The 23,231-nt window shown below is 54.9% G+C and carries 24 protein-coding genes; 5 read left to right on the top strand and 19 right to left on the bottom strand.

Annotated features, from left to right (window positions below):
* Window positions 1–12 precede the first annotated feature (12 nt).
* Together rpsU and RGB73_RS11305 are read right to left on the bottom strand one after the other, a co-directional pair.
* Window positions 13–186 carry a 30S ribosomal protein S21 gene (rpsU, locus tag RGB73_RS11310; RefSeq protein ID WP_003390641.1) on the bottom strand — a complete coding sequence of 58 codons (174 nt, stop codon included), beginning with the start codon at window positions 184–186 and terminating at the stop codon, window positions 13–15.
* A gap of 103 nt (window positions 187–289) precedes the next feature.
* Window positions 290–622 carry a histidine triad nucleotide-binding protein gene (locus RGB73_RS11305; RefSeq protein WP_310771930.1) on the bottom strand — a complete coding sequence of 111 codons (333 nt, stop codon included), beginning with the start codon at window positions 620–622 and terminating at the stop codon, window positions 290–292.
* A gap of 195 nt (window positions 623–817) precedes the next feature.
* Here RGB73_RS11305 and RGB73_RS11300 point away from each other — a divergent pair, with 195 nt between their 5' ends.
* Window positions 818–2,200, top strand: coding sequence for a UDP-N-acetylmuramoyl-tripeptide--D-alanyl-D-alanine ligase (locus tag RGB73_RS11300; RefSeq protein ID WP_310771928.1), 1,383 nt, complete (start codon window positions 818–820; stop codon window positions 2,198–2,200).
* Between the two features lie 67 nt (window positions 2,201–2,267).
* Here RGB73_RS11300 and RGB73_RS11295 read toward each other — a convergent pair whose 3' ends face one another.
* From RGB73_RS11295 to RGB73_RS11285, 3 genes are all read right to left on the bottom strand, one after another.
* Window positions 2,268–2,402: a hypothetical protein gene (locus tag RGB73_RS11295; RefSeq protein ID WP_310771926.1), complete on the bottom strand. Its 135-nt coding sequence runs from the start codon at window positions 2,400–2,402 to the stop codon at window positions 2,268–2,270.
* Between the two features lie 41 nt (window positions 2,403–2,443).
* A complete protein-coding gene (locus RGB73_RS11290) occupies window positions 2,444–2,701 on the bottom strand; it encodes a TolB-like translocation protein (protein ID WP_310771924.1) in 258 nt (85 codons plus the stop codon).
* 224 nt (window positions 2,702–2,925) lie between these two features.
* Window positions 2,926–4,056 (bottom strand): D-alanine--D-alanine ligase, encoded by a 1,131-nt coding sequence (locus RGB73_RS11285; RefSeq protein ID WP_310771922.1) that lies wholly within the window; start codon window positions 4,054–4,056, stop codon window positions 2,926–2,928.
* A 223-nt stretch (window positions 4,057–4,279) separates the two neighbouring features.
* Here RGB73_RS11285 and RGB73_RS11280 point away from each other — a divergent pair, with 223 nt between their 5' ends.
* Window positions 4,280–4,771 (top strand): hypothetical protein, encoded by a 492-nt coding sequence (locus RGB73_RS11280; RefSeq protein WP_310771920.1) that lies wholly within the window; start codon window positions 4,280–4,282, stop codon window positions 4,769–4,771.
* 55 nt (window positions 4,772–4,826) lie between these two features.
* On the opposite strand, the gene RGB73_RS11275 is transcribed toward RGB73_RS11280, so the two are convergent.
* Entirely contained in the window at window positions 4,827–6,122 is a 1,296-nt protein-coding gene (locus tag RGB73_RS11275; protein ID WP_310771918.1) for a class I SAM-dependent rRNA methyltransferase, read from the bottom strand.
* 124 nt (window positions 6,123–6,246) lie between these two features.
* On the opposite strand from RGB73_RS11275, the gene RGB73_RS11270 reads away from it, so the two are divergent.
* Window positions 6,247–7,188 (top strand): Na/Pi cotransporter family protein, encoded by a 942-nt coding sequence (locus tag RGB73_RS11270; protein WP_310771916.1) that lies wholly within the window; start codon window positions 6,247–6,249, stop codon window positions 7,186–7,188.
* A gap of 3 nt (window positions 7,189–7,191) precedes the next feature.
* Here RGB73_RS11270 and RGB73_RS11265 read toward each other — a convergent pair whose 3' ends face one another.
* The 13 genes from RGB73_RS11265 to lepA form a co-directional block, all read right to left on the bottom strand.
* On the bottom strand, window positions 7,192–7,857 hold the full coding sequence (locus RGB73_RS11265; RefSeq protein ID WP_310771913.1) for an LrgB family protein: 666 nt from the start codon (window positions 7,855–7,857) through the stop codon (window positions 7,192–7,194).
* Window positions 7,850–8,251 (bottom strand): CidA/LrgA family protein, encoded by a 402-nt coding sequence (locus tag RGB73_RS11260; RefSeq protein ID WP_310771912.1) that lies wholly within the window; start codon window positions 8,249–8,251, stop codon window positions 7,850–7,852. Before RGB73_RS11260 ends, RGB73_RS11265 begins: the two co-directional genes overlap by 8 nt.
* A 171-nt stretch (window positions 8,252–8,422) precedes the next feature.
* Window positions 8,423–9,031, bottom strand: coding sequence for a deoxyribose-phosphate aldolase (gene deoC, locus RGB73_RS11255; protein ID WP_310774250.1), 609 nt, complete (start codon window positions 9,029–9,031; stop codon window positions 8,423–8,425).
* Between the two features lie 60 nt (window positions 9,032–9,091).
* Window positions 9,092–9,520, bottom strand: coding sequence for an NUDIX hydrolase (locus RGB73_RS11250; protein ID WP_310771910.1), 429 nt, complete (start codon window positions 9,518–9,520; stop codon window positions 9,092–9,094).
* A complete protein-coding gene (gene mtaB, locus RGB73_RS11245; protein ID WP_310771908.1) occupies window positions 9,517–10,875 on the bottom strand; it encodes a tRNA (N(6)-L-threonylcarbamoyladenosine(37)-C(2))-methylthiotransferase MtaB in 1,359 nt (452 codons plus the stop codon). The genes RGB73_RS11250 and mtaB overlap by 4 nt, the downstream gene beginning before the upstream one ends.
* A 29-nt stretch (window positions 10,876–10,904) precedes the next feature.
* A complete protein-coding gene (locus RGB73_RS11240; protein WP_310771906.1) occupies window positions 10,905–11,657 on the bottom strand; it encodes a 16S rRNA (uracil(1498)-N(3))-methyltransferase in 753 nt (250 codons plus the stop codon).
* 18 nt (window positions 11,658–11,675) lie between these two features.
* Window positions 11,676–12,617, bottom strand: coding sequence for a 50S ribosomal protein L11 methyltransferase (gene prmA / locus RGB73_RS11235; RefSeq protein ID WP_310771904.1), 942 nt, complete (start codon window positions 12,615–12,617; stop codon window positions 11,676–11,678).
* Between the two features lie 74 nt (window positions 12,618–12,691).
* Complete coding sequence (dnaJ, locus tag RGB73_RS11230) at window positions 12,692–13,819, bottom strand: molecular chaperone DnaJ (protein WP_310771902.1); 1,128 nt, start codon at window positions 13,817–13,819, stop codon at window positions 12,692–12,694.
* 155 nt (window positions 13,820–13,974) lie between these two features.
* Entirely contained in the window at window positions 13,975–15,804 is a 1,830-nt protein-coding gene (dnaK, locus tag RGB73_RS11225) for a molecular chaperone DnaK (RefSeq protein ID WP_310771900.1), read from the bottom strand.
* A 47-nt stretch (window positions 15,805–15,851) separates the two neighbouring features.
* A complete protein-coding gene (gene grpE / locus RGB73_RS11220) occupies window positions 15,852–16,394 on the bottom strand; it encodes a nucleotide exchange factor GrpE (RefSeq protein WP_310771898.1) in 543 nt (180 codons plus the stop codon).
* A 56-nt stretch (window positions 16,395–16,450) separates the two neighbouring features.
* Window positions 16,451–17,479, bottom strand: coding sequence for a heat-inducible transcriptional repressor HrcA (hrcA, locus tag RGB73_RS11215; RefSeq protein ID WP_310771896.1), 1,029 nt, complete (start codon window positions 17,477–17,479; stop codon window positions 16,451–16,453).
* A 147-nt stretch (window positions 17,480–17,626) separates the two neighbouring features.
* Complete coding sequence (hemW, locus tag RGB73_RS11210) at window positions 17,627–18,769, bottom strand: radical SAM family heme chaperone HemW (protein ID WP_310771894.1); 1,143 nt, start codon at window positions 18,767–18,769, stop codon at window positions 17,627–17,629.
* A gap of 58 nt (window positions 18,770–18,827) precedes the next feature.
* A complete protein-coding gene (gene lepA / locus RGB73_RS11205; RefSeq protein WP_310771892.1) occupies window positions 18,828–20,645 on the bottom strand; it encodes a translation elongation factor 4 in 1,818 nt (605 codons plus the stop codon).
* Window positions 20,646–20,869: 224 nt separating this feature from the next.
* Here lepA and RGB73_RS11200 point away from each other — a divergent pair, with 224 nt between their 5' ends.
* Window positions 20,870–21,322: an HIT family protein gene (locus RGB73_RS11200; RefSeq protein ID WP_310771890.1), complete on the top strand. Its 453-nt coding sequence runs from the start codon at window positions 20,870–20,872 to the stop codon at window positions 21,320–21,322.
* Window positions 21,323–21,789: 467 nt separating this feature from the next.
* Window positions 21,790–23,214, top strand: coding sequence for a hypothetical protein (locus RGB73_RS11195; RefSeq protein ID WP_310771888.1), 1,425 nt, complete (start codon window positions 21,790–21,792; stop codon window positions 23,212–23,214).
* Window positions 23,215–23,231 lie beyond the last annotated feature (17 nt).

Below are 23,231 nucleotides of genomic sequence, written 5' to 3'. Positions count from 1 at the left end.
GCCCTCCGTCAATTAGTACTTACGCTTGCGAGCTGCTTCGGATTTCTTCTTGCGCTTAATGCTTGGCTTCTCAAAGTGGCGACGTTTACGCAGTTCCGCCATCACCCCGGATTTTGCGCTCTCACGCTTGAAGCGGCGAAGTGCGCTATCCAAAGACTCGTTTTTCTTGACTCGAATTTCTGCCATTTGTCTTCCCTCCCTCCGCTAAAACCGTGGGACGCCTGAATCGAAACGAACGAACAGACTGTCACACTTCATTATAGGATAGTTGCCTTACGAAGGTCAACCTTTATTCACTTTTTTCCTGAAAGCCTGCGAGAAAATGATAGTGAATGTGGAAAACTTCCTGTCCGCCTTCCTTGCCGCAGTTGTTGATCAGACGAAAGCCCTTCAGCTCCAGTTTTTTGGCGAGTTTCTGTGCCACGGCGTGAATGTGGCCGATCAGCGGCAAATCCTCTTCCGTCGCATCCATCAGCGTAGGGATAGGCTTTCTTGGAATGATCAGCAGATGCACCGGCGCTTTTGGCGCGATGTCGTGAATGGCGATCACCTGATCGTCTTCGTATTCGATGCGGGCAGGAATTTCGCCCTCCATGATTCTCGTAAATATGCTTTTTTCCATCTTCCATCACCTTTCAACTTCGAAAATACGGGCTTACGTACAAACACCTATGTATAGAAAAGATAGTACCATGATAGCGGAGAGCCCTTGGGAAAAGCAATCGTTCGACAGCAAATTCCCCTTGCGGCAAAAAAGCGTGCGTGATAGCATGACTTCGAGGTTTGGACTCATCCCAACAAAAAGGAGCTCGTGGACATGAAACCAATCGCATTGCAACATGCGGCCATCAAAGCGGAAGGGCTGGTGCGGGCGGGCGATCCCGGTCTTGCCATTTCGTCGGTTCACTTTGACACGCGTCAGCTGACGGAAGGGTCGCTGTTTGTCGCGTTGACCGGCGGCGCCCGGGACGGCCATGACTTCCTGCTGCAAGCGGCGGAAAACGGAGCCGTCGCAGCTGTTATTTCCGACGAGAACAAAGTCCCGCAAGGCTTGCCCAACGGTTTCGGACTGATCCTCGTCAACGATACGCTGCGAGCATTTCAAAAGCTGGCTGCCGCCTACCGGAAGGAGTCTTCCATTCCGTATATCGCGGTCACCGGGAGCATCGGCAAGACGACTGTGAAGGATATCATCGCACACGTGCTGGAAAGCCAGATGCCCCTTTATAAAACGTACAAAAACCTGAACAACCACCTGGGCGTGCCTTACTCGCTGCTGCAAGTCGGGGAAGAGCACCAGGCGGCGGTATTGGAGCTCGGCATGAACCACGCAGGCGAAATCGATCTGCTCGCTTCGCTCGTGAAGCCCAAGATCAGCGTCATTACGTACATAGGAGAATCGCACATAGAGTTTTTCGGCTCGCGGGAAAAGATCGCCCTCGCCAAAGCCGAGCTGCTCCCTCATACAGCACCGGACGGACTAGTGCTTCTGAACGGCGACTCCGCGTATTTGCGCATGATCGCCCATCTGTATTCCGGCGAGATCCTGTATTACTCCGTGGAAGGTCCTGCCGATGTCTGGGCGGAAAAGATCCGCTCGGACGAACGGGGAACCTATTTTGACGTCTGCTTTGCATCCGGGAATCGCTTTTCTGCGTTTGTGCCCCTCTTTGGCAAGCACAGTGTACTTAATGCCCTCCCCGCCGCTGCCATCGGCAAACAGCTGGGGATGACGAACGAGCAAATCGCTGACGCACTCGCGACCGTGAAGCTATCGGCCATGCGGTTTGAACAAGTACAGTCTGCTCACGGTGCCCTGTACATCAGCGACGCGTACAATGCCAGCCCGGCTTCCATGCAAGCGGCGATCGAGACGTTTGCGGATCTGTTCCCGGCCAGGCAGAAAGTACTGGTGCTGGGAGACATGTACGAGCTTGGGTCAGACAGCGACCAGATGCACGAGCAGGTCGGAGCGTTCGCGAGTGCCAGGAAGGATCGTTTCTCCTTGCTGGTGACAGTCGGGGAGCATTCCCGGCACATCAGCGATGCGTACGAGGGCAAGAAACTGCACTTCGCGACCAAAGAAGAAGCCGTGGCCGCCCTCCTGCCGCTGCGCGACGCCCATCACGCTTTCTTGTTCAAAGCTTCGCGCGGCATGGAGCTGTGGACGATCATCTCCGACCTGGAGCGCCAGCCGTAACGCAAAGCTGCATTTGCAAAAAGAAGACGCCACTTCCCGTCTGTACGTGCGGAACGTGGCGTCTTTTTTATTCCTCCCACAAGCGAGCGACCGCCGTCAGCGTAGATCCTGTAAACGTCAGCCTGTAGATGTCCGGCTTGGTCGTACGCTTCCAAAAAGCGAGGTCGAAGCGCTTGTCATAACGGCCCATAATGAGCGTCATGATGTTCCCGTGGATGCCGATGGCTACCTTCTGCCAATCAGTTAGGCAGCTGACCACTTGGCGTATCCGCCCAGCTGCGTCAGCTTTTTGGTTTGGATGTCGTACAAATAGGGGACCGTCGGGTCATTTTTGCCGTAACTGACGCGTTCGGCATACACATATCGTCCCGAGGGCGAAATGGCGCCCCTGTGCATGTAAGGCAGCTGGGCGATGACTTTCTCTGTCTTCCCGTCAGCCGCGATCTGGTAGATGAGGGAAGGCTCATGGGCAATCTGGGCGGATTGCGCAGCCGCTTGCACACCGGGTCAAACGGCAGCGGCAAGCAAGCCGATGGCGAGAATGGAAGCAGCGAAGAATCGTTTCACGTAAGCACGCTCCTGTTTGCAAAAAGTGGATTATCAGTAAGACGCGCGAATGCCGGTTTTGTTTCGGGTACCCGAAGACAAGGCAGCAAAAAAGGATGCCTTTTACAAGGCACCCTTTTCGCACGATTCGTCATCTCTGCCGCACCACCGGGCAGCTGCTATTCCAGCTCTTCCGCCGCCACGATGTTGCGCTGCTTGTCAGCATGCCGCTCGATGCCCAGCTGGACCAGCCTGTCGATCAGCTCGCCATAGCTGATACCAGCCTCCTGAAACAGCATCGGATACATGCTGAACGGGGTGAAGCCCGGCATGGTATTGACTTCGTTAATGTACAGCTTGTCGTTCTTTTCGTCCCAGAAGAAGTCGACGCGGGAGAGGCCGGATCCGTCCAGCGCCTGAAACGCTTTTTTGGCGATCTCGGCAATTTGCTCCGCCACGTGCTCCGGAATGATGGCAGGAATGGACAATTCCGTCCCCGCTCCTTTGTACTTGGCTTCGTAATCGTAAAATTCCTTCGCTGCGATCACTTCACCGACCACCGAAGTGATCAGCTCTTCGTTCCCCAGCACGCCAATCTCCAGCTCGCGCGCAGCCACAAACTGTTCCACGATCAGCCTGCGGTCAAATTTGGCGGCAACGTCGAGAGCATGAGCCAGCTCTTCCCGATTCTTGGCTTTGCTGACTCCTACGCTGGAGCCCATATTGGCCGGCTTTACGAAACATGGGTAGCCGAGCTCCTTCTCGATCCGATTCATGCTATCCTCTCGGTTCTTCTCCCAATCGGAGCGCAGCAAGCCCACGTATTTCACTTGCGGCAAGCCCGATTGCCCGAAGACCGTTTTCATCATCCACTTGTCCATGCCGACAGCGGAGGCCATGACGCCCGCTCCGACGTACGGCAAATTCGCCAGCTCCAGAAGCCCCTGGATCGTCCCGTCTTCTCCGTTTGGACCGTGGACGACCGGAAAAATCACATCGACCTGCTGACCGATTGAAAACAGGGAAGCAGGCCTGGAGGAAGGAACTATTTGCTGTCCTGTCGCTTGCATGTCTCTGGTTTCGTCCGAGCCTGGCGCAGCCAGCCGCAGGGCATCGATCCGCTCCGGCAATTGTCCGGAGATGGCATCCCCTTTCACCCATGAGCCGTCGAGCTGCACGTAAATGGGGGTCACTTCGTATTTTTCCGCGTCTACTGCCTTCATGATAGACAAGGCGGTGCGCAACGACACCTCATGCTCCGAAGATTTCCCTCCGTAAATAATGCCCAGACGAATTTTCCCGTTTCTCATCTTCCTTGCTCCTTTCCCCTCTGCGCATGGCAGAGAGCCTACCTGCGTTTCTTTCTCTCCTATGCTATGCAAAAGTCCGGCATCTGCTCTTGTGGCCGGGCCAAGTCCATCCATCAGCATACACAAACCACTCGCGGATTTCAAGGAATTCACCCATGGACTTTATCCTTCATATCATAGCAGTAAACTTCCTGTCATGGAGCTATTTTTTGGAGGGATGTCCATGAGAGACTATCTGGTCTATTGTACGTACTGCTCCTCTTATACGCTGCTGCACAGCTATGACAAAGACAGCGGGTCGTTTTTGGGGGAATACTCTCTTCTGCACAACAATTACACGCGGAACGATGTCGTACTGAACAAGTTTCTCCTGTGTCACCTTGGCCACACGGTTCGTACGATTCCCTCCCAGACGGAAGATTACCGCGAAATCATCTGCAACGCCTCCCACTTCCTGGAAGACGACATCGACAAGTACGTGGAAGAAAGCCAGGAAAGACTGAGGTATAGCGAACGCGACCGAAAGAGCGAGCGTGAAATCGGGCAAGTGCAGCTGTATTTGATCGAGCATTTGCTGACCCACGAACTGCAAATGCTGACCCAAGCACGAGCTGCAACCCCGGCAGAAGGACAAGTCTTGCTGGGCAAGGAGCTGGGCATCAAGCAGTCGCTGGACGTGCTGCGCCGCGTCCGCAGCGACAAGCAATTCGCATGAGGCCAGAAACAAATAGCCCCCGTCACCAAAAATGACGGGGGTTTTTCGTTTCCGATTACTTCCGATCCCGCACTTCAAAGATCGCGAATTTCAAATAATGCGCTTCGTCCGCTCCACTGATTTGCGGGTGGTCTTTCCCTGCTCCGCGCCACTCGATGAGGCGAAGAATTTTTTTGGCATCAATCGCCGCCTCTTGGATGGTGTCGAGGAACAGCTCGGGAGACATATGGTACGAGCAGGAAGCCGTCACCAGAAATCCGCCGGGGCGAACCAGCTTCATCCCGTTCAGATTGATATCCTTGTATCCGCGGATCGCCCCCTTCACGGCTGCGCGTGATTTGGCAAACGCAGGCGGATCCAGGATGACGACATCCCAGCTTTTTCCCGCCTCGACGTTTTCGCGCAAGTAGTCGAAGGCGTTGGCTACCACGAAATCGACGCGGTGCAAGAATCCGTTGAGCGTGATGTTGCGCTTCGCCGTTTCGATTGCGTGCTCGGATATATCGAGCGCCGTCACTTTTTTCGCCCCGTGCTTGCAGGCATTCAGCGTGAAAGAGCCTGTATGGGTAAAGCATTCCAGCACCTCTGCGCCATCCCAGAACGGGTTCTTGATCACCTTCCCGCGCTTGTCGACAGGCAGCAGCTTTTGCTCGCCTTCCACCTCGACATGCTGAAGCGAGATTCCGTGCTTTTCGCCCCAGCCTTTCATCAGCGGAGCGATCGACGCGCGATTTTCCCGCTGATCGTAGAAAAATCCGGTCTTTTGTCCTTCCACGATGTCCACGTAGTACTTGAGTCCGTTTTCCTCAATCAAGACTTCACGCGGGCACTCGCCGTACAAGACGCCTTTCCCCTGGTCCAATCCCTCCAGCTTGCGAACCGGCACGTCGTTGCGCAAATAAATGCCCTCGGGCTGAAATACCTCCACCAGCGCATCGCGAATCCAGTCCAGCCGCTGTTCCATCCCCAGGGAAAGCACCTGCACCACCAGAATGCTCTCGTATCGATCTACGATCAGCCCTGGCAAGAAATCTGCCTCGCCGTAAATGACCCGGCACGCACGGGGGTTGTCCACAAATCTCGTCCGAAACTCCGCCGCCTCCCGGATTTTTCGAAGGAAAAAGGCATAGTCGATCTCTTCTTTTGGATCGTAGCTCAAAAGTCGCACGATCATCTGGGAAGCCGGATTGATGTACCCCTTCGCCAAAAAATGTCCTTTATGATTGGCGACTTCTACGATTTCTCCCGGCTGGACATCTCCCTGAATCTCCAATACTTCAGACTGAAAGACCCACGGATGACCGGTTTCCAGCCGTTTTTTTCGATGCTGATTCAACAATACTTTCGCCACTGTATAGGGCCTCCTTGTCATGCTTGTCATTGTACAGGCATAGCGTATAAGTAGCTTGCAGAATTTCTCCCATCGTCGGGAAGCAGAGCATGTATGTATGTCTAGGGAAGGAGGATTTTGCTTTGTGATCGTATCCATCCTTGCCCCGTTCACGTTTGGGCTCAGTTTTTTTCTGTGCGGGTTGTATGCCATGCGGGCCGGCTTTCAAAATCTCGCCGGTAAAAAAATGGAGCAGTGGATGGCACGTTTTACCCGTACGCCGCTCCACAGCTTTTGGATGGGGCTTTTATCCACGTTTGTCCTGCAAAGCTCCAGTGCCGTAACCGTCCTGACAATCGGGCTGACAAATGCAGGTATCATCCGATTCACCCAAACAGTGGGCATCATCCTCGGCACGAACCTGGGCACCACGGTCACGACGGAGCTCATCGCTCTCAAGCTGGAATCGTTCGCCGTACCCATGCTGCTCGTCGGTGTTGCGCTCTGGCTCATGCCGAGGCGGAATATTCGCTGCACAGGCCTCGTCGTTGCTGGATTCGGACTGATCTTTCTCGGGATCGACACCTTGAAGCTGATGGCGGCCCCCCTCGAACAATCCGAGACGTTCCGCTCCCTGTTTTTGGAAAGCAGTCATTCCATCGGTATCGGCCTTTTGACCGGGATCGTATTTACCGGATTGATCCATAGCGGATCCGCGACTACGGTCATCACCATGGGACTTTTAAGCCATCACATCCTGTCCATGGAGACCGCGCTCGCCATCGTGCTCGGCGCCAATATCGGCACTTGCTTTACAGCCGTTATCGCCAGCATCGGCACCAATACCGCCTCCAAGCAGGTAGCCTGGTGCCATACGCTGTTCAACGTCGCCGGCGCGCTTGCCTTTTTGCCCTTCCTACCACAGCTTGCCCTGGTCAGCGCATTTTTAACGGAAAGCCCTTCCATGCAAATCGCCCATTCCCAGACGATCTTCAATTTGGTCTGTTCCTTGGTCGCTTTGCCTTTTACCCGCCAAATCGCCGGCTTCATCCAATGGCTGATCCCGGACAAGCGCACTCGTTCCTAAGAACTACAAAGAAAACGGGATGAGGTAGATCGAGGTCACGACTCCGGCTACAATCATCGCGACACTGGAAGCGGCGGTCTGGACGGGAGATATCCGGTTCAGACTCGCCGTTCCGATCGCATGCGCACTCGTCCCGACGGCAATCCCGATGGCCCAGTCCTCGCGTATATTCCCCCACTTCAGGACCGGTCGGGCGATCAGGACGCCGACCATGCCCGTCAATGCCGTAAAAAAGGCGGTCAACGCAGGCACACCGCCAACGGATCGGGCAAGCTCCAGGGCAATCGGAGTCGTCACCGATTTGCTCAGCATGCTTTTCAACAGCATTTCGTCGGAAGAAAGACACCAGTGAATAAGGTAGACAGTCAAAATCGCAACTGCACAGCCCATGCAGACTCCGAGAAGGATTCCTTTCCAGATGTGCGCGAACTCACGGATTTGCTTCGCCAAAGGAACCGCGAGAGCCACGGTAGCCGGTCCGAGCCAAAACGAAATCCACTGGCCTCCCGCGGAAAACGCCGCCCAGTCGCCGCTGCACAGCCACCAGGCCAGTCCTACGAGGACCACCGACGCAACGAGCGGCTGAACGCGCGGAAAGCGGGCAGAGATCGCTGTCGCTGCTTTGTACCCTATGAGCGTCACAACGATGGCCAAAAGCTGGCTAAGCATCGAGAGCCCTCCCTTCCTCTGGGACGGCAGGCTCCGCCGTTTGCTTTTGCTTATGCCGTCGCAAATACCACTCAACGACACGTCCCGTCACAAGCATCACTGCCATGGGTCCAAGCACCAGCGACAGGACGATCGTCCACGGAGCTTGGATCATCCAGTGCATGTACGAGGCGACCCCGACGATAATTGGCACGAAAAACAGCATCATGTGGCGAATCAGAAAGGAACTCGCCCGCTCGACCCACTCCATGCGAATCCACCCCATGCAGAGACACAATGTCAACAGCAGCATTCCTACCAAATTGCCCGGCAAGGGAATGTGCAGCCAACTGCTCGCCACTGTCCCTGCACCGTAAAAGGCGAGCAAGATCAAAACCCCCAGGACGATCTTCATTCCTGCTTACCCCTCTCTCCCATTCTCCCTGCTGCCCGTTCTGTGATGATTCCTTTGTCTGTATGATACGTTCCGCTAGCTCTGGGAAGACTACTTCCCTGCAGCAGGACGCTTTCTCTTCCTCTTTGCGAAAAAAGCCCGGCCTTACCTTGGCCAGGCTTTTCTTCGTTTCTAATATCCGTTGCCTGCCGGTTTTGCACCGGTCACGATCGCTACGCCGGAGCTGGTACCGATACGGCTCGCTCCCGCCTCGATCATGGCCCGTGCCGCTTCTCCGTCGCGAACGCCGCCAGAAGCTTTGACACCGATGTCAGGCCCCACTGTTTTGCGCATAAGCGCGATGTCTTCGACGGTCGCTCCGCCAGGTCCGAAGCCGGTAGACGTTTTTACGTAGTCCGCCCCAGCTTCAACGCAAAGCTTGCAAGCTGTTACCTTTTCTTCGTCGGTCAAGAGGCCGGTTTCCAAAATGACCTTGACCAGCACTTCTCCTGCCGCCTGCTTCACTGCGGCTACGTCCCCTTTGACCGCTTCCAGATCGCCGGACTTCAAGGCTCCCACGTTCAGCACCATATCGACTTCCGTCGCACCATTCGCGATCGCATCCCGAGTTTCCGCTGCCTTCACTTCCGGTGTGCTCGCGCCGAGAGGGAAACCGATGACTGTGCACACTTTTACATCCGTTCCCGCCAAAAGGGACGCCGAGCGCTTCACCCAATACGGGTTCACGCAAACGGACGCGAAGTCATGCTCCTTTGCTTCCGCACACAGCTTGTCGATCATCGCTGCGGTCACATCCGGCTTCAATAAAGTATGGTCGATATATTTGTTGATGTTCACGGGCTACACCTCTATCCCTAATTGTTGGAAAGCCAAGAGAAATACTTTGTCGTTGTTTCGATAGCCCCGCGCTTGCTGGAGCTCCCACGCTTCCTTGGCCGGATGCCAGTGGACGTCGTTGATTTCTTCCAGCTGCACGGTGATCTCCGTATTGTACGCCTCGACCAGGTAGTAGTGCACTTCCTTGTCGACAGATTCTCCTGTCACAGGATGCTGATACACATACGTGATCATGTCCAGTTTGGCTCCCAGTCGTCCCGCGACGCCCGTCTCTTCCAAGACTTCGCGCAAAGCGGTCTCCTCGATGGTCTCGCCAATCTCCTGCTTCCCTTTTGCCAAGGTCACCTTGCCGTACCGGTCCTCGATCAAGAGGAGCATGTACTCTCCGTCCTGCTCGCGGTAGACGACCCCTCCAGCCGAAATCTCTTTCATATGGCTCGCTCCTTCAACAGAGGCAGCGGGTCATCTTCAAGGACGCGCACAAAGGTCCCTTTGCAGTATTCGGAGCCCGGCTCATCCAGACGCACCTTGCAAATTTTCCCGATCATACTCTCGTCGCCCGGGAAGACGACGTTGAGGTAGTTGTCGGAATAGCCCATTAAGAGCCCGCTGTCCGGCGCTTCCTTGTACGGACGCTCAGGAATGACTTCCAATACGTCTCCGACGAACTTGCGGGAGTAGTCGAGTGTCAACTGCTGATTCAGCTCCAGCAGTCTGGTGACACGCTCATGCTTCACTTCTTCCGGAATCTGATCCGTCATGCGGGCAGCCGGCGTACCGGTACGCATGGAGTACGGGAATACGTGCAGCTCGGCAAAGCCGATTTTTTTGATGAACTCATAGCCGTTCATAAACTGCTCTTCGGTTTCCCCCGGGAAGCCGACAATGACGTCGGTCGTAATCGCCGCTCCCGGCAGAGCTTCGCGCACCTTGACCATCTTTTCGTAGAATTCAGCCGTCGTGTACTTGCGGCGCATGCGCTTGAGCACTTCGTCATCTCCGGCTTGAAGCGGAACGTGCAAATGGCGCACCACACGGTCCGAGTTGTTGATCACCTCGATCACTTCGTCGGTGATCTGGCTGGCTTCGATGGAGCTGATCCGGATGCGTTTCAAGCCTTCCACTTTGTGCAGATCGACCAGCAGCTTCGCGAGGTTGTAATCTTCCAGATCCTCTCCATAGCCGCCTGTATGGATCCCGGTCAAAACGATTTCCAGATAGCCGGCATCCACCAGCTTTTGCGCTTGCTCAATTACGCTCTCCGGCTTTCGGGAACGCATCAGGCCACGCGCCCAAGGAATGATGCAGAAGGTGCAGAAGTTGTTGCAGCCCTCCTGGATTTTCAGGGAAGCGCGGGTGCGGTCCGTGAAGTTCGGTACATCCAGCTCCTCGAACTCGCGGGCTTTCATGATGTTGCCGACCGCATTGATCGGCTGGCGCTCTACCTGGATCTGATTCACGTACTCGATCAGCTTTTCGCGCCCTTGTGTCCCGACGATGATGTCGACTCCGGGAATTTGCGCGATCTCACTCGGGGAGGTTTGCGCATAGCAGCCTGTGACCGCGACGATCGCCTCCGGATTGCGTCGAATCGCACGGCGAATCACCTGACGGCTTTTCTTATCCCCTGTATTGGTTACGGTACATGTATTGATGACGTAAACGTCGGCCTCATCCTGTTCGAAGTCGACTCGCTCGTAGCCTTCCGCCTTGAACAGCTGCCAAATGGCCTCGGTTTCGTAGCTGTTTACTTTGCAGCCCAATGTATGAAAAGCAACGGTAGACATTGCGATTCCTCCTTTCTTCCTTCTCAAACTCAAGTTGTGGATGGAGTCATCCGTTCAAACTGGTAAGAAGCGCACGCCAGCACGTACTGACTGGCCGTTTCTGTACGCAGGATTCGGGGGCCGAGGGAGACGGAAAGAAATCCTTTCGCTTCCGCCTGCGCCACCTCATCCGGGGAGAATCCCCCTTCCGGTCCGATGAGGACGAGCAGGGAATCCTTCGCAGACAGTTCGTCCATCACCTGGTGCAGGGTAGCGCCCCCCTCTTTTTCATACGCGATGACGCAGCGGGTGTACTGTGCGCCAGCCGCGAGCGCCTCTCGAAAGGAGACGGGAGGGAGCAGCTGCGGCAAAACATCGCGATGCGACTGCTCTGCCGCCTCCTTGATGATCTTGCGCCAGCGCTCCAGCTTTTTCGCCTCTTTTTTGGCGTCCAGCTTGACGATCGTGCGCTCCGAAGAAAACGGGAAAAAGGAGAACGCCCCCAGCTCCGTCCCTTTCTGCAAGATCCACTCCATCTTCTCGCCTTTGGGGAGTCCCTGTCCGATGGTAACGCGAATCGGGAGTTCCCGCTTCTCTTCCAGCCGCTCCACTACGGTCGCTTTCACTTCTTTTGCAGACAGGATGGCAAGTCTGGCCCGTGCCGACCTGCCAGATCCGTCAGAGACGAAGATCTCTTCGCCTTCTTTTGCCCGCATCACATTTACAATATGGTGGACGTCGTCTCCGACAATCGTTACCTCATGGTCAGTAAAGTGATCTGGCTCGACAAAATATCGTTGCATCTCGCCAACCTCACTATTCTATCGTTTTTTTGACACAATTGCTACCCAGTCGTCGATCATAATCGTTTCCACTACGACGAGACCCGAATCTGCCAAAGCCTTCTTCACATCGGCTTCCCGCGCTTGAATGATGCCGGACGCAATGAACACCCCTTCCGGCTTCAGCACCCGGTAGACATCGTCGGTAAATCGCACAATGACTTCCGCCAAAATGTTTGCGACGACGACCTCGACCGGCTCTTCCACGCCATCGAGCAAGTTGTTCTGCCGCACCGTAATTTTTTCATGGACGCCGTTCAGTTCCGTGTTGGCCTGGGCAGACCGTACCGCGACCTCGTCCAGATCCATCGCGAGGACGTGCTCGGCGCCGAGCTTCACCGCAGCGATGCTCAGGATGGCAGTGCCTGTCCCAACGTCATAGACACGATCTCCTTCGTCCACGTATTTTTCCACGGCGCGCAGACACAGGATTGTCGTAGGGTGTGTTCCGGTGCCGAACGCCATTCCCGGGTCCATCTCGATGATGATCTCGTCCGGGTGTCTCGGCTCGTACTCTTCCCATACGGGCTTGATCGTCATCCGATCCGTCACGTGCACCGGCTTGTAATACTTTTTCCAGGCGTGGGCCCATTCGTCTTCGTGCACATCGTTTACAGCGATCAACGCCTTCCCGATGTCCAATCCGTACTCGGTCAACTGCGCCAGCTGCTCTTTCAACTCTTCCACCACATCAAACAGCTCGCTGCTGTCTACCGGCAAGTATGCTTTAACGAATACGCCCTCGGCCGGAAAATCATCCGGAGAGAGCTGGTAGATTTCACCAAACGGCGTATCCCATTCGCGATGCAGCACCTCCGGGTCTTCGATAACGACGCCATTCGCACCCATTTCGTACAGAATGCTGGATACCGCCTCCGTAGCCTCCGCTGTTGTATGGATACTGATTTCTGACCATTTCACGAATCTACCACTCCCCACGTATGCTCCCTAGTCAAACCTGATGCTGATGCTACAAGCGGACAAAACCGCGGCCATTATTCGCCGCGGAATGCCCGTTTCATTTTTTCAAAAAAGCTTTCATCTTCCGCCCCGTGCACTCCCAGGCCCGGCTTTTCCCCCGACAATTCAGCCAGCTCGCGCAACAGCTCCTTTTGCTTGTCGCTCAGCCTGGTCGGCGTGATCACGCGGACTTTCACATGCTGGTCGCCACGGCCGCTGCCGCGCAGATGCGGAACGCCTTTCCCGCGCAGCCGGAAGAATGTTTCCGTCTGTGTCCCTGCCGGAATCTTCAGCTTCACGCGGCCGTCTACCGTCGGGACTTCAATCTCGTCTCCGAGGGCTGCCTGTGCAAACGTGAGCGGAACTTCACAGTATATATCATTTCCTTCGCGTTCGAAAAACTCGTGGCTTTTCACCCGCAAGACGACGTACAGATCGCCCGGAGGTCCGCCGTTTACGCCTGGCTCGCCTTCACCGGAGACACGCAGCTGCGCACCATCATCTACGCCGGCCGGGATGTTGAGATGAATCTTGCGGCGCACCTTGACACGTCCGCTGCCGCGGCAGGTGGTGCACTTTTCCTTGTACACTTTCCCTTTGCCCTCGCACGTCGTACAAACGCGGCGGTTTACAATCCGGCCGAACGGCGTATTCGCGGCCACTTCCTGCTGCCCGCTGCCCCCGCACGTTTTGCACGTCTCCACACTTGTGCCCGGTTTCGCCCCGGACCCGTGACACGTATCGCACTCCGCTTCTTTCGGGATTTCCACGTCCGTCTCTTTTCCGAATACCGCATCCGTAAAGTCGATGCTGAGACCAAATTGCAGGTCGGAGCCTTTGCGGGGCGCATTCGGATTGGCCCGTCTCCCGCCTCCGAAGAACATATCAAAAATATCTCCGAAGCCGCCCATCCCCGAAGCGTCAAAGCCGCCGCCGAAGCCCTGATTCGGATCCTGGTGCCCGAAGCGGTCGTACTGTGCGCGCTTTTGCGGCTCGGACAAGACATCGTACGCTTCTTTTACTTCCTTGAACTTCTCTTCCGCGTCCGCGGCTTTATTTACATCCGGATGGTACTGGCGCGCCAGCTTGCGGTACGCTTTCTTGATCTCGTCCGCGTCCGCGTCCTTGCTGACCCCTAGCACCTCGTAATAATCGCGTTTCATCTCCAGAATCACTCCCATGACAGTCAACTGTTATCATAGCATGTGACAGACTTGAAAAAAAGTCAAAGTCAGCATTCCGTGACTTTGACTTTCATGGGTCACATCGCGGGGGGGAAGGGGGACGAAAGCACTCCCCCTTCCTTTCTCCAACGTGATTACTTTTTATCGTCTACGACTTCATAGTCTGCGTCGACGACATTGTCCTTCTTCGCCTCTTGTCCTTCTGCTCCGCCTTGAGCGCCTTGCGCAGCCTGTGCTGCTTGCTCGTACAGCTTCACAGAAATTTGTTGGATGATCTGGGACAGTTCGTCTTTCGCGGACTTGATCTCGTCGATGTTGCCGCCTTCGAGCGCTTTTTTCACCTTGTCTTTGGCAGCGTTGGCGCGGTCGATCTCCGATTGATCTACTTTGCCTTCTACCTCTTTCAAGGTTTTCTCGGTCGTAAACACGAGCTGGTCAGCTTCGTTGCGGATTTCCACTTGCTCTTTGCGCTGCTTGTCGGCTTCCGCGTTGAGCTCCGCTTCTTTTACCATGCGTTCGATTTCCTCGTCGGACAGGCCGGAGTTCGAGGTGATGGTAATGCGCTGCTCTTTGCCTGTGCCCAAGTCTTTCGCACGCACGTTTACGATCCCGTTCGCATCGATGTCGAAGGATACCTCGATTTGCGGCACGCCGCGCGGTGCTGGCGGAATGTCGGTCAGCGTGAAGCGGCCCAGCGTCTTGTTATCGGCTGCCATTTGACGCTCGCCTTGCAGGACGTGAATCTCTACGCCTGTCTGGTTGTCAGCCGCAGTAGAGAACACTTGGGATTTGCTGGTCGGGATCGTGGTGTTGCGATCGATCAGCTTGGTGAATACGCCGCCCAAGGTTTCGATACCCAAGGAGAGAGGGGTTACGTCGAGCAGGACGACGTCTTTCACGTCACCCGTGAGTACGCCTGCCTGTACGGCAGCACCCAGCGCTACGACCTCATCCGGGTTCACGCCTTTATGAGGCTCCTTGCCGGTGAATTTCTTGATCGCTTCCTGAACGGCCGGAATGCGAGTGGAACCACCCACGAGGATGACTTTGTCGATCTCGTTTGGAGTCAGTCCAGCGTCTTGGAGCGCCTGGCGAGTAGGTCCCATGGTGCGCTCTACGAGGTTGGAAGACAGTTCTTCGAATTTCGCGCGTGTCAGGTTCATCTCCAAGTGCTTTGGACCCGTCGCATCTGCCGTAATAAATGGCAGCGAGATGGTGGTGGTCAGCACGCCGGAGAGGTCTTTTTTCGCTTTTTCAGCAGCATCTTTCAGGCGTTGCTGCGCCATGCGGTCTTTGGAAAGGTCGATGCCGTGCTCTTTTTTGAACTCGCTCACCAGGTAGTCCATGATCACTTGGTCGAAGTCGTCCCCGCCCAGCTTGTTGTCGCCGGAGGTCGCTTTTACTTCGAAGAAGCCTTCGGAGAGCTCCAGAATGGACACGTCGAACGTACCGCCGCCAAGGTCAAAGACCAGAACGGTTTGATCCTCCGCTTTTTCCATGCCGTATGCAAGAGCGGCAGCCGTCGGTTCGTTGACGATGCGCAATACTTCCAGACCTGCGATTTTACCCGCGTCTTTTGTCGCTTGACGCTGGCTGTCGTTGAAATAAGCGGGAACCGTAATAACTGCCTGCGTCACTGGCTCGCCCAGGTAGCTCTCTGCGTCTGCTTTCAGCTTTTGCAGGATCATCGCAGAGATTTGTTGAGGCGTGTACTCATTGCCCTCGAGGGTTTCTTTATGGGAAGTACCCATGTGGCGCTTGATGGAAATTACGGTGTTGTCCGGGTTGGTAATCGCTTGGCGCTTTGCGGCTTCCCCTACAATGCGCTCGCCGTTTTTGAAAGCGACGACCGACGGAGTGGTGCGGTTTCCTTCCGCGTTGGCGATAACGACAGGCTCTCCGCCTTCCATTACCGCAACACAAGAGTTGGTAGTTCCAAGGTCAATTCCGATTACGCGACTCATACAATATGTCCTCCTAACGCTATCTGTCTGTTTGGTAGAGAAACAAATTATTCGTTCACTTTGACCATCGCCGGACGAACGACGCGGTCTTTGAACATGTATCCTTTTTGCAGTTCTTCCACTACGACGCCGGAATCAAACTCCGGATCCTGTGTCTGCATGACTGCCTGATGTATATGCGGATCGAAAGGCTGACCTTTCGCCTGAATCGCCGTCAAGCCTTCCTTTTCGAAGACTTGCACCATCTGACGGTAGACCATGTCCACGCCCGTCAAGAGGGATTCCAAGGTCATCGCTTCCTTGTCCGCGGCTAACGCACGCTCGAAGTTGTCCAGAATCGGCAGCAGCTCCTCCACCACTTTTTGGGAGGCGTACTTGGCCAAGTCTTCCTGCTCCTTGCGCACGCGTCTTCTGAGGTTTTCCATGTCAGCCATGGCACGCAGCATCCGATTTTGATGCTCTTCCGCCTGCGCCTTCCACCGGGCTGCTTCCTGTTCCCAATTTACTGCTTCCGCATCCGGCTGCTGCGTCGCTTCTGTCGTTTGCTCCTCTTCAGCAGTCGGGTCTTGCGTGATCTTTTCTTCGCTCAACGTCGATACCTCCTGCGGCTCATCTTTGGCCTTGGCCCCGGAGCCTTTCCATCCATTTATTTCTCAAACTGCGAAGTCAGCATGCGCGACAAGCCTTCCGCCAGGTAGTTCAGCACAGTAATGACTCTGCCGTACTCCATGCGCGTCGGGCCGAGAATCCCCACCATTCCCACCGGCTTTCCGCCGAGTGAATAGGAAGTGGTGACGATACTGCATTGCTTGATCGCGTCCAGCTGATTTTCCTGGCCGATGCGGACCGTAAGCCCATCCGCCGGCACTCCGAACAAGTGAATGAGCTGGTCATGGCGCTCCAAAAGCTCCAATATGTCCTTCACCTTGTCGACATCACGGAATTCCGGCTGGCCCAGAATCTTGGTCGCACCGCGCAAGTACACTCGATCCTCTTCTTGCTGCATCAGGGATTGATCAATGAGATTCAGCATTTCCTGGTATTGCTCGGCGTGGCGGCGCATCTCCCCCGAAATCTCGTGGTACAGGCGTTGGCGCAATTGCCAGAGCGGGACATCGGTAAGCTTGCTGTTGAGCAGATTGACCAGACGCTCGATCTCGGTCACTCCGATACCCTCCGGCAATTCGATCAGCTTGTTTTCCACGCGACCCGTATGGGTGACGACAATAGCCACGGCCTCTTTGTCATTCAGAGGAACGATTTGTATATGTTTTAACCGGTGCTCAAATATCTCCGGCCCCAGTACGACGGCCGTGTAGTTCGTCAGCTGGGAGAGAATCTGGGCGGTGTATTCCACCACTTGTTCCGTGTGCAGAATACGCTCGGCAAACAACTGCTTCAGTTTACCCAATTCATTTTCATCCAAAAGCTGCGGCTGGATGAGGTTGTCGACGTAAAAACGATACCCTTTGGTAGAAGGAACGCGTCCCGCCGAAGTGTGAGGCTGTTCGAGATACCCCAGTTCCTCCAAATCGGACATCTCGTTGCGAATCGTCGCCGAAGAAAATCCGATGTCCTCCCTTTTGGAAATCGTGCGGGAGCCAACAGGTTCGGCCGAATGAATGTAGTTGTCGACAATCGCATTTAAAATCAACTGTTGACGTTCAGATAACATAAATGTCGTCGCCTCCCTGTTGTTAGCACTCTTCTCGATCGAGTGCTAATTCTATTTACTAAGGTATCAATAGAAGAAGGATTTGTCAACGGACTTCATGGTCTTCCGTCGTCAAAAAGGCACAAAATTCGCCTACCAACCGCGGATTTAGCGCAAGAAACGGGCAAACACTTCGTTGCCGAGCGGCAAACCTTTGCGGGTCAGGCGCAAGCAGCCATCCTGCTGCTCTAGCATGCCTTTCGCTGTTTCCTCTTCTATTATGTTGCCAAACACCTCGTGTACAGATACGCCAAAGCGCTCGGCAAAACGGGAGAGGTCCACCCCTTCCCGCAAGCGAAGCCCGAGGATCATCTGCTCTTCCATCGCATCTTCCCGAGGGACGCCGAATTGCTCGACACGCGGCAGCCCGTCCTTGCTCATCTGCATGTAGATGGCCAGCGGCCCGGCGTTTACGTGTCGCTCCCCGCTTACGTAGCCGTGGGCGCCCGCTCCCAATCCATAGTATTCGTCATTGAGCCAGTAGGTTTTATTATGTTTGCTTTCAAAGCCAGGTTTGGCAAAGTTGCTGATCTCGTATTGGCGGTACCCGTGCTTCTCCATCTCCTCGATCAACAGCAAATACATCGCGAGCTCTGTCTCTTCCGAAGGCAGAGGGAGCTGGTCCTTTTGGTAGAGCGTGTGGAAGAGGGTGTTCTCCTCCACCTTCAAGCTGTATGCCGAAAAGTGGGTCGTCCCCAAAGCGAACGCCTTTTCCAGCGTCTCGCGAAAAATCTCCATCGTCTGGTCCGGCAAGCCGAACATCAGGTCGATGGTCAGGTTTTCGAAGCCGACGCTCTTCGCGTTTTCGATGCTGCGGTACACGTCATCTGTATCGTGAATCCGCCCGAGACGCTTGAGCAACGCATTGTCAAAGGACTGCACGCCGAAGCTCAGGCGATTCACGCCCAGCTCGCGCATGATCCGCAGCTTTTCCACGTCCGTCGTGCCGGGATTGGCTTCCATCGTAAACTCCAGATCACCTGTCCAATAGTTGCCGAGATGGCTTTGCACCGACTCCAAGAACCTGCGCATTTGCGCGTGGTCCAGAAAAGTCGGCGTGCCTCCGCCGACGAAAATCGTTTTGACACGCTCGGGCGGCTGCTTGGCAAACGTGCGCTCCATTTCCTTGTCCAGTGCCTCGAGGTAGTCCCAGACCAGCTGCGGATTGTTCGTGACGAACGAGTTGAAGTCGCAGTAAAAGCATTTGTTGGTGCAAAAGGGAATGTGGATGTAAACCGATTGCGGCATCATATCCCTCCCCCTCCTTTTCGTATTCAAGAATGGAAAAGACCTGACACTTAGGTCAGGCCTACTTCTTATCGTCCATGCGCAGAACAGCCATGAAGGCTTCCTGTGGCACCTCGACGGAGCCGACAGATTTCATGCGCTTTTTCCCTTCTTTTTGCTTTTCGAGCAGCTTGCGTTTCCGCGAAATGTCCCCACCGTAGCACTTGGCCAGTACGTTTTTCCGCAGGGCGCTGATCGTCTCGCGGGCGACCACTTTGTGTCCGATGGTCGCCTGGATCGGCACCTCGAATTGCTGGCGCGGAATGAGCTCTTTCAGCTTTTCGCAGATGACTTTCCCGCGTGCGTAGGCCGAATCCTTGTGCACGATGAAGGAAAGGGCGTCCACCATCTCTCCGTTCAGGAGAATGTCCATCTTCACCAGCTTGGATGGCTTATATCCTCCCAGCTCGTAGTCGAACGAAGCGTAGCCTCGCGTACCGGACTTGAGCAGATCAAAAAAGTCGTAGACGATCTCGGAGAGCGGCATGTCGTACTTGAGCTGCACGCGGTTCTCGCCCATGTACTGCATGTCGAGGAAGTCGCCGCGCTTGCCCTGGCAAAGCTGCATGACGTCGCCGACGTACTCCTTCGGCACCATGATGGTCGCTGTCACGTACGGCTCTTCGATCATTTCGATCTTTTGCACTTCCGGCATCTTGGACGGATTGTCGATCTCGTACACTTCGCCGTTCGTCTGGGTGATGCGGTAGATCACGCTCGGCGCGGTCGTGATCAGGTTGATGTTGAACTCGCGCTCGATACGCTCCTGGATGATTTCCATGTGCAGCAGGCCGAGGAACCCGCAGCGGAAGCCAAAGCCGAGCGCCTGCGACGTCTCGGGCTCGAACTGCAGAGAAGCGTCGTTTAGCTGCAGCTTTTCCAGTGCCTCGCGCAAATCGTTGTACTCATTCGTTTCGATTGGATACAAACCGCAGAACACCATCGGGTTGATCTTGCGGTACCCTGGCAGCGGCTCGGCTGCGGGACGGCTGGCATCGGTAATGGTGTCCCCGACGCGCGTATCCCCCACCGTCTTGATGGATGCGGCCACGTAGCCTACATCCCCGACTGTCAGCTCATCCACCGGCGTCTGGCGCGGTGTGGATGTACCGATCTCCGTCACCTCGAACGACTTGCCGGTCGCCATCATCTTGATTTTCATGCCTTTTCGCAGCGTTCCGTTCAGGACGCGAATGGAAGCGATCACCCCGCGGTAGGCATCGAAGTACGAGTCGAAGATCAACGCCTGCAGCGGCGCATCCGGATCCCCTTCCGGTGCAGGAACCTTCTGCACCACGGCTTCCAGCACATCCTTGATCCCGATCCCCGCTTTCGCCGAAGTCAGCACGGCATCGCTGGCGTCCAGGCCGATGACGTCCTCCACTTCTTGCTTGACGCGTTCCGGCTCCGCACTTGGCAGGTCGATCTTGTTGATGACCGGAATGATTTCCAGGTTGTTGTCCAAGGCCAGGTAGACGTTTGCCAGCGTCTGGGCTTCAATCCCCTGCGCTGCGTCCACGACCAGGATCGCCCCTTCGCAGGCAGCAAGGCTGCGGGACACTTCGTACGTAAAGTCGACGTGTCCCGGGGTGTCGATCAGATGGAGGATGTACTCCTCCCCGTTGTCCGCTTTATAGTTCAAACGCACGGCATTCAGCTTGATCGTAATGCCGCGCTCTTTTTCCAGCTCCATCGTGTCTAGAAACTGGGCTTCCATCTCCCGTGCAGAAAGCGCACCGGTCAATTCCAAAATACGGTCAGCCAGCGTGGACTTCCCGTGGTCGATGTGGGCGATGATGGAAAAATTGCGAATCCTTTTCTGTCTTTCACGGCGATCCATGTGTTGTTCGTTCCCTCCCACGCGAATCCAATCATACATCTTCGGACTGCGGTCGCAAAAAATACACTAACGGTAATTATATCAAAGGCTGGATATATGACGCAACCAAAGAGAAGCGGGCATTCGCCGCTTTTTGCCTCGTTACCATTCATTTCCTGTGATACAGTGGGAGAATGGAGCGGACAATCGGTTGAGATTGTCCGTAGAAAGAGGAGGCGAAGTGCATGTGTCAGAACCAAAACCCGATCGAATGTCTCGGCTGCCGCCTGGCACTGGCCATCGATCCTGTGCACATCATCTATGAAACCAAATCGGTCACCTGTATTCTGGACATCGAGCCCTTTCAAGAAGGGCATACTTTGATCCTCCCCAAACGCCATTTGCGGGAATGGACGGAGCTGGACCCGCAAACTTCGCAAGCCATAACCGAAGCCGCCGCTATCGTTTCCAAAGCGATTCAGGATCTGTACAAACCCGACGGCATTACCATTTGTCAGAATGGCGGCGTGTTTAACGAGCTCGGCCATTTCCATTTGCACGTTATTCCCCGCTACGAGGGCGATGGCTTCACCTGGAGCGAGCCTGTTTTCGAGCATAAAGCCGGGGAAAGGCTCGCCGAAACGGGCCGGAAGATCGTACACGCCATCCGGCAGCTAACCTCTGAGGGAAAATCATGAAAAGTCTAGAGGGCCCGCTACCCGCAGCGAAGCATTGGCCGAACAGGATATCGCGCGCTTGATCGATTTGTCCGATTCGGACGGATGGATGACGACAGCTCTAAACAGGTTATCTGTAAAAGCGGATAGCCTGTTTTCTTTTGAGACTGAAAGTGGTGGGAATTCCCGGCCGTCATCTCCGAATTCCAACGCGGAATTGGTCGTACGCTTCTTTTTTGACCGCTTTCCCCCTTTTGCTGCATGCTGCCACCTTTCATCAGGGATCTTCACCTGCCGACGATCTCTGATGACTCCCCATCAATCCTAGTATCAAAATTTATCCTACCGCACAAAAATGATTGGATCATACAAAAAAGTGCGTACTACTCAAGCGCAGGGCAACCTGATAACTTAACAAACAGAACGATCGATCCAGATTTCGCTGGTGGGCGTTCGTTTAAATAAACTCATAGGTGAGGTGCGAAAGTATGCAGGAATATCAACTTGCTTTGAAAGATAAGCGTATCGCATGGGGGATGGCTATTGCTATTGAGCCTCTCATTGGCAAATATTCAGGTGACTCCATCAGACCAGGCGAAAACGCGGCCTTGGATTGGAATTTGCCTGCCGGTGTATATCGGGCCAAAGAGGTCGTCATGGAGCTCGATAAGCTGCTGGAAGCGATGTTGGTTCAGCTTGGCGAACCGGTAAATGGCGATCCTGCGGTGCTCTTGGACAGCCTCCAGGCCAATTTGGCGATATCTGGACAACACGCATCCCTTCCGCTTGGGCCATTGGCTTTAAAAGATAAGGCAGGCGCCGAGCTAACATCTCAGGCGGTTCGTATTGGCGAACAATTGGTAATCTGGGCCCGGGAGATCAATGCCGAGAAAAGAGCGCTCACTACGTATGGGGCAGAAACGCTGGGAGCACTGGAATTTCGAAGCCATTGTTATGGTCATCCCCTGATCCCGGAGGCTACCAGACTGGTTTGGGGACCATTGGGCGGACCAAGGATCATGCAGCTGTATAACGAATACCTGCACCAGTTCGTTTTGCTGCGGGATGCCTTGCTTCCGTTCGCCAATTGGGAGGAAGTTCCCTTTGAAATCAAGGAACATACAGAGTTCAAAGGGCTGCGTTTTCTAGAGCCTGCCCGGGAGATATTTTTAACTCAATTGCTTGGGAAGAAGTTGACTCACAAAGCGATCGTCCAGTATGCACAAAGTGTGGTCAACTCGGGGTTAACGAAAACCGGTTACGGCTTTCAATATCGTCTGGGAACCGTATTGCCGGCTGGCTTGGGAGAGTCGGCCGGGACGGCGGCGCGGTATCTTCTGAAATGGCATCCCGTACAAACAGTACAGACAGAAGAAACCCGAGACTTGGCCGCGATCTCATTCGATTATGAATATGACGATTATTATGCGGCGCCGCGTAACGAGGCCGGAAAGGGTACAACGGTGAATGAAGACACGCTTCCTGTTTCCAGAGAGCATTACGATGGACCATCCATCGCCCGCTTGCTGCCGAATGCAGATTCCGATCGAACGACACTGCGATTCAGCCTAGAGATGGAAGGGCGTGAATTCACGGTAGATCTCGGCCAGCTCTTTAGGGGACATCGCTTTTTATATCGGCCGCATGGGAACGACAATGCCGGTGACGCCTTAACGAAGCGGACCTCCATCAGTTCGCACCGGGCGATAGACATTCTCTCGCACGCTGGATTGGTGACGAATCCCGATGAAATTCATTTCATTCCTACCAACGGAAATGAACTCGTGCAATGGGCTTTGCTAGGGAAGCTGTATCCCGAAAATGTGGTTTTATTGGACAAAGGGGATAAGGAGGAGCTGGAAGCGGCTTATGTTTCCGGCAAGGGCTTCGGAACGCAATTTTTGGTGCTGTAAGGCTTTAGGCAAATGTG

This window comes from Brevibacillus brevis, assembly GCF_031583145.1.
Lineage (GTDB): Bacteria > Bacillota > Bacilli > Brevibacillales > Brevibacillaceae > Brevibacillus > Brevibacillus brevis_E.
Note: the sequence above shows the minus strand (reverse complement) of the source record. Positions and strands in the feature narration are given on the sequence as shown.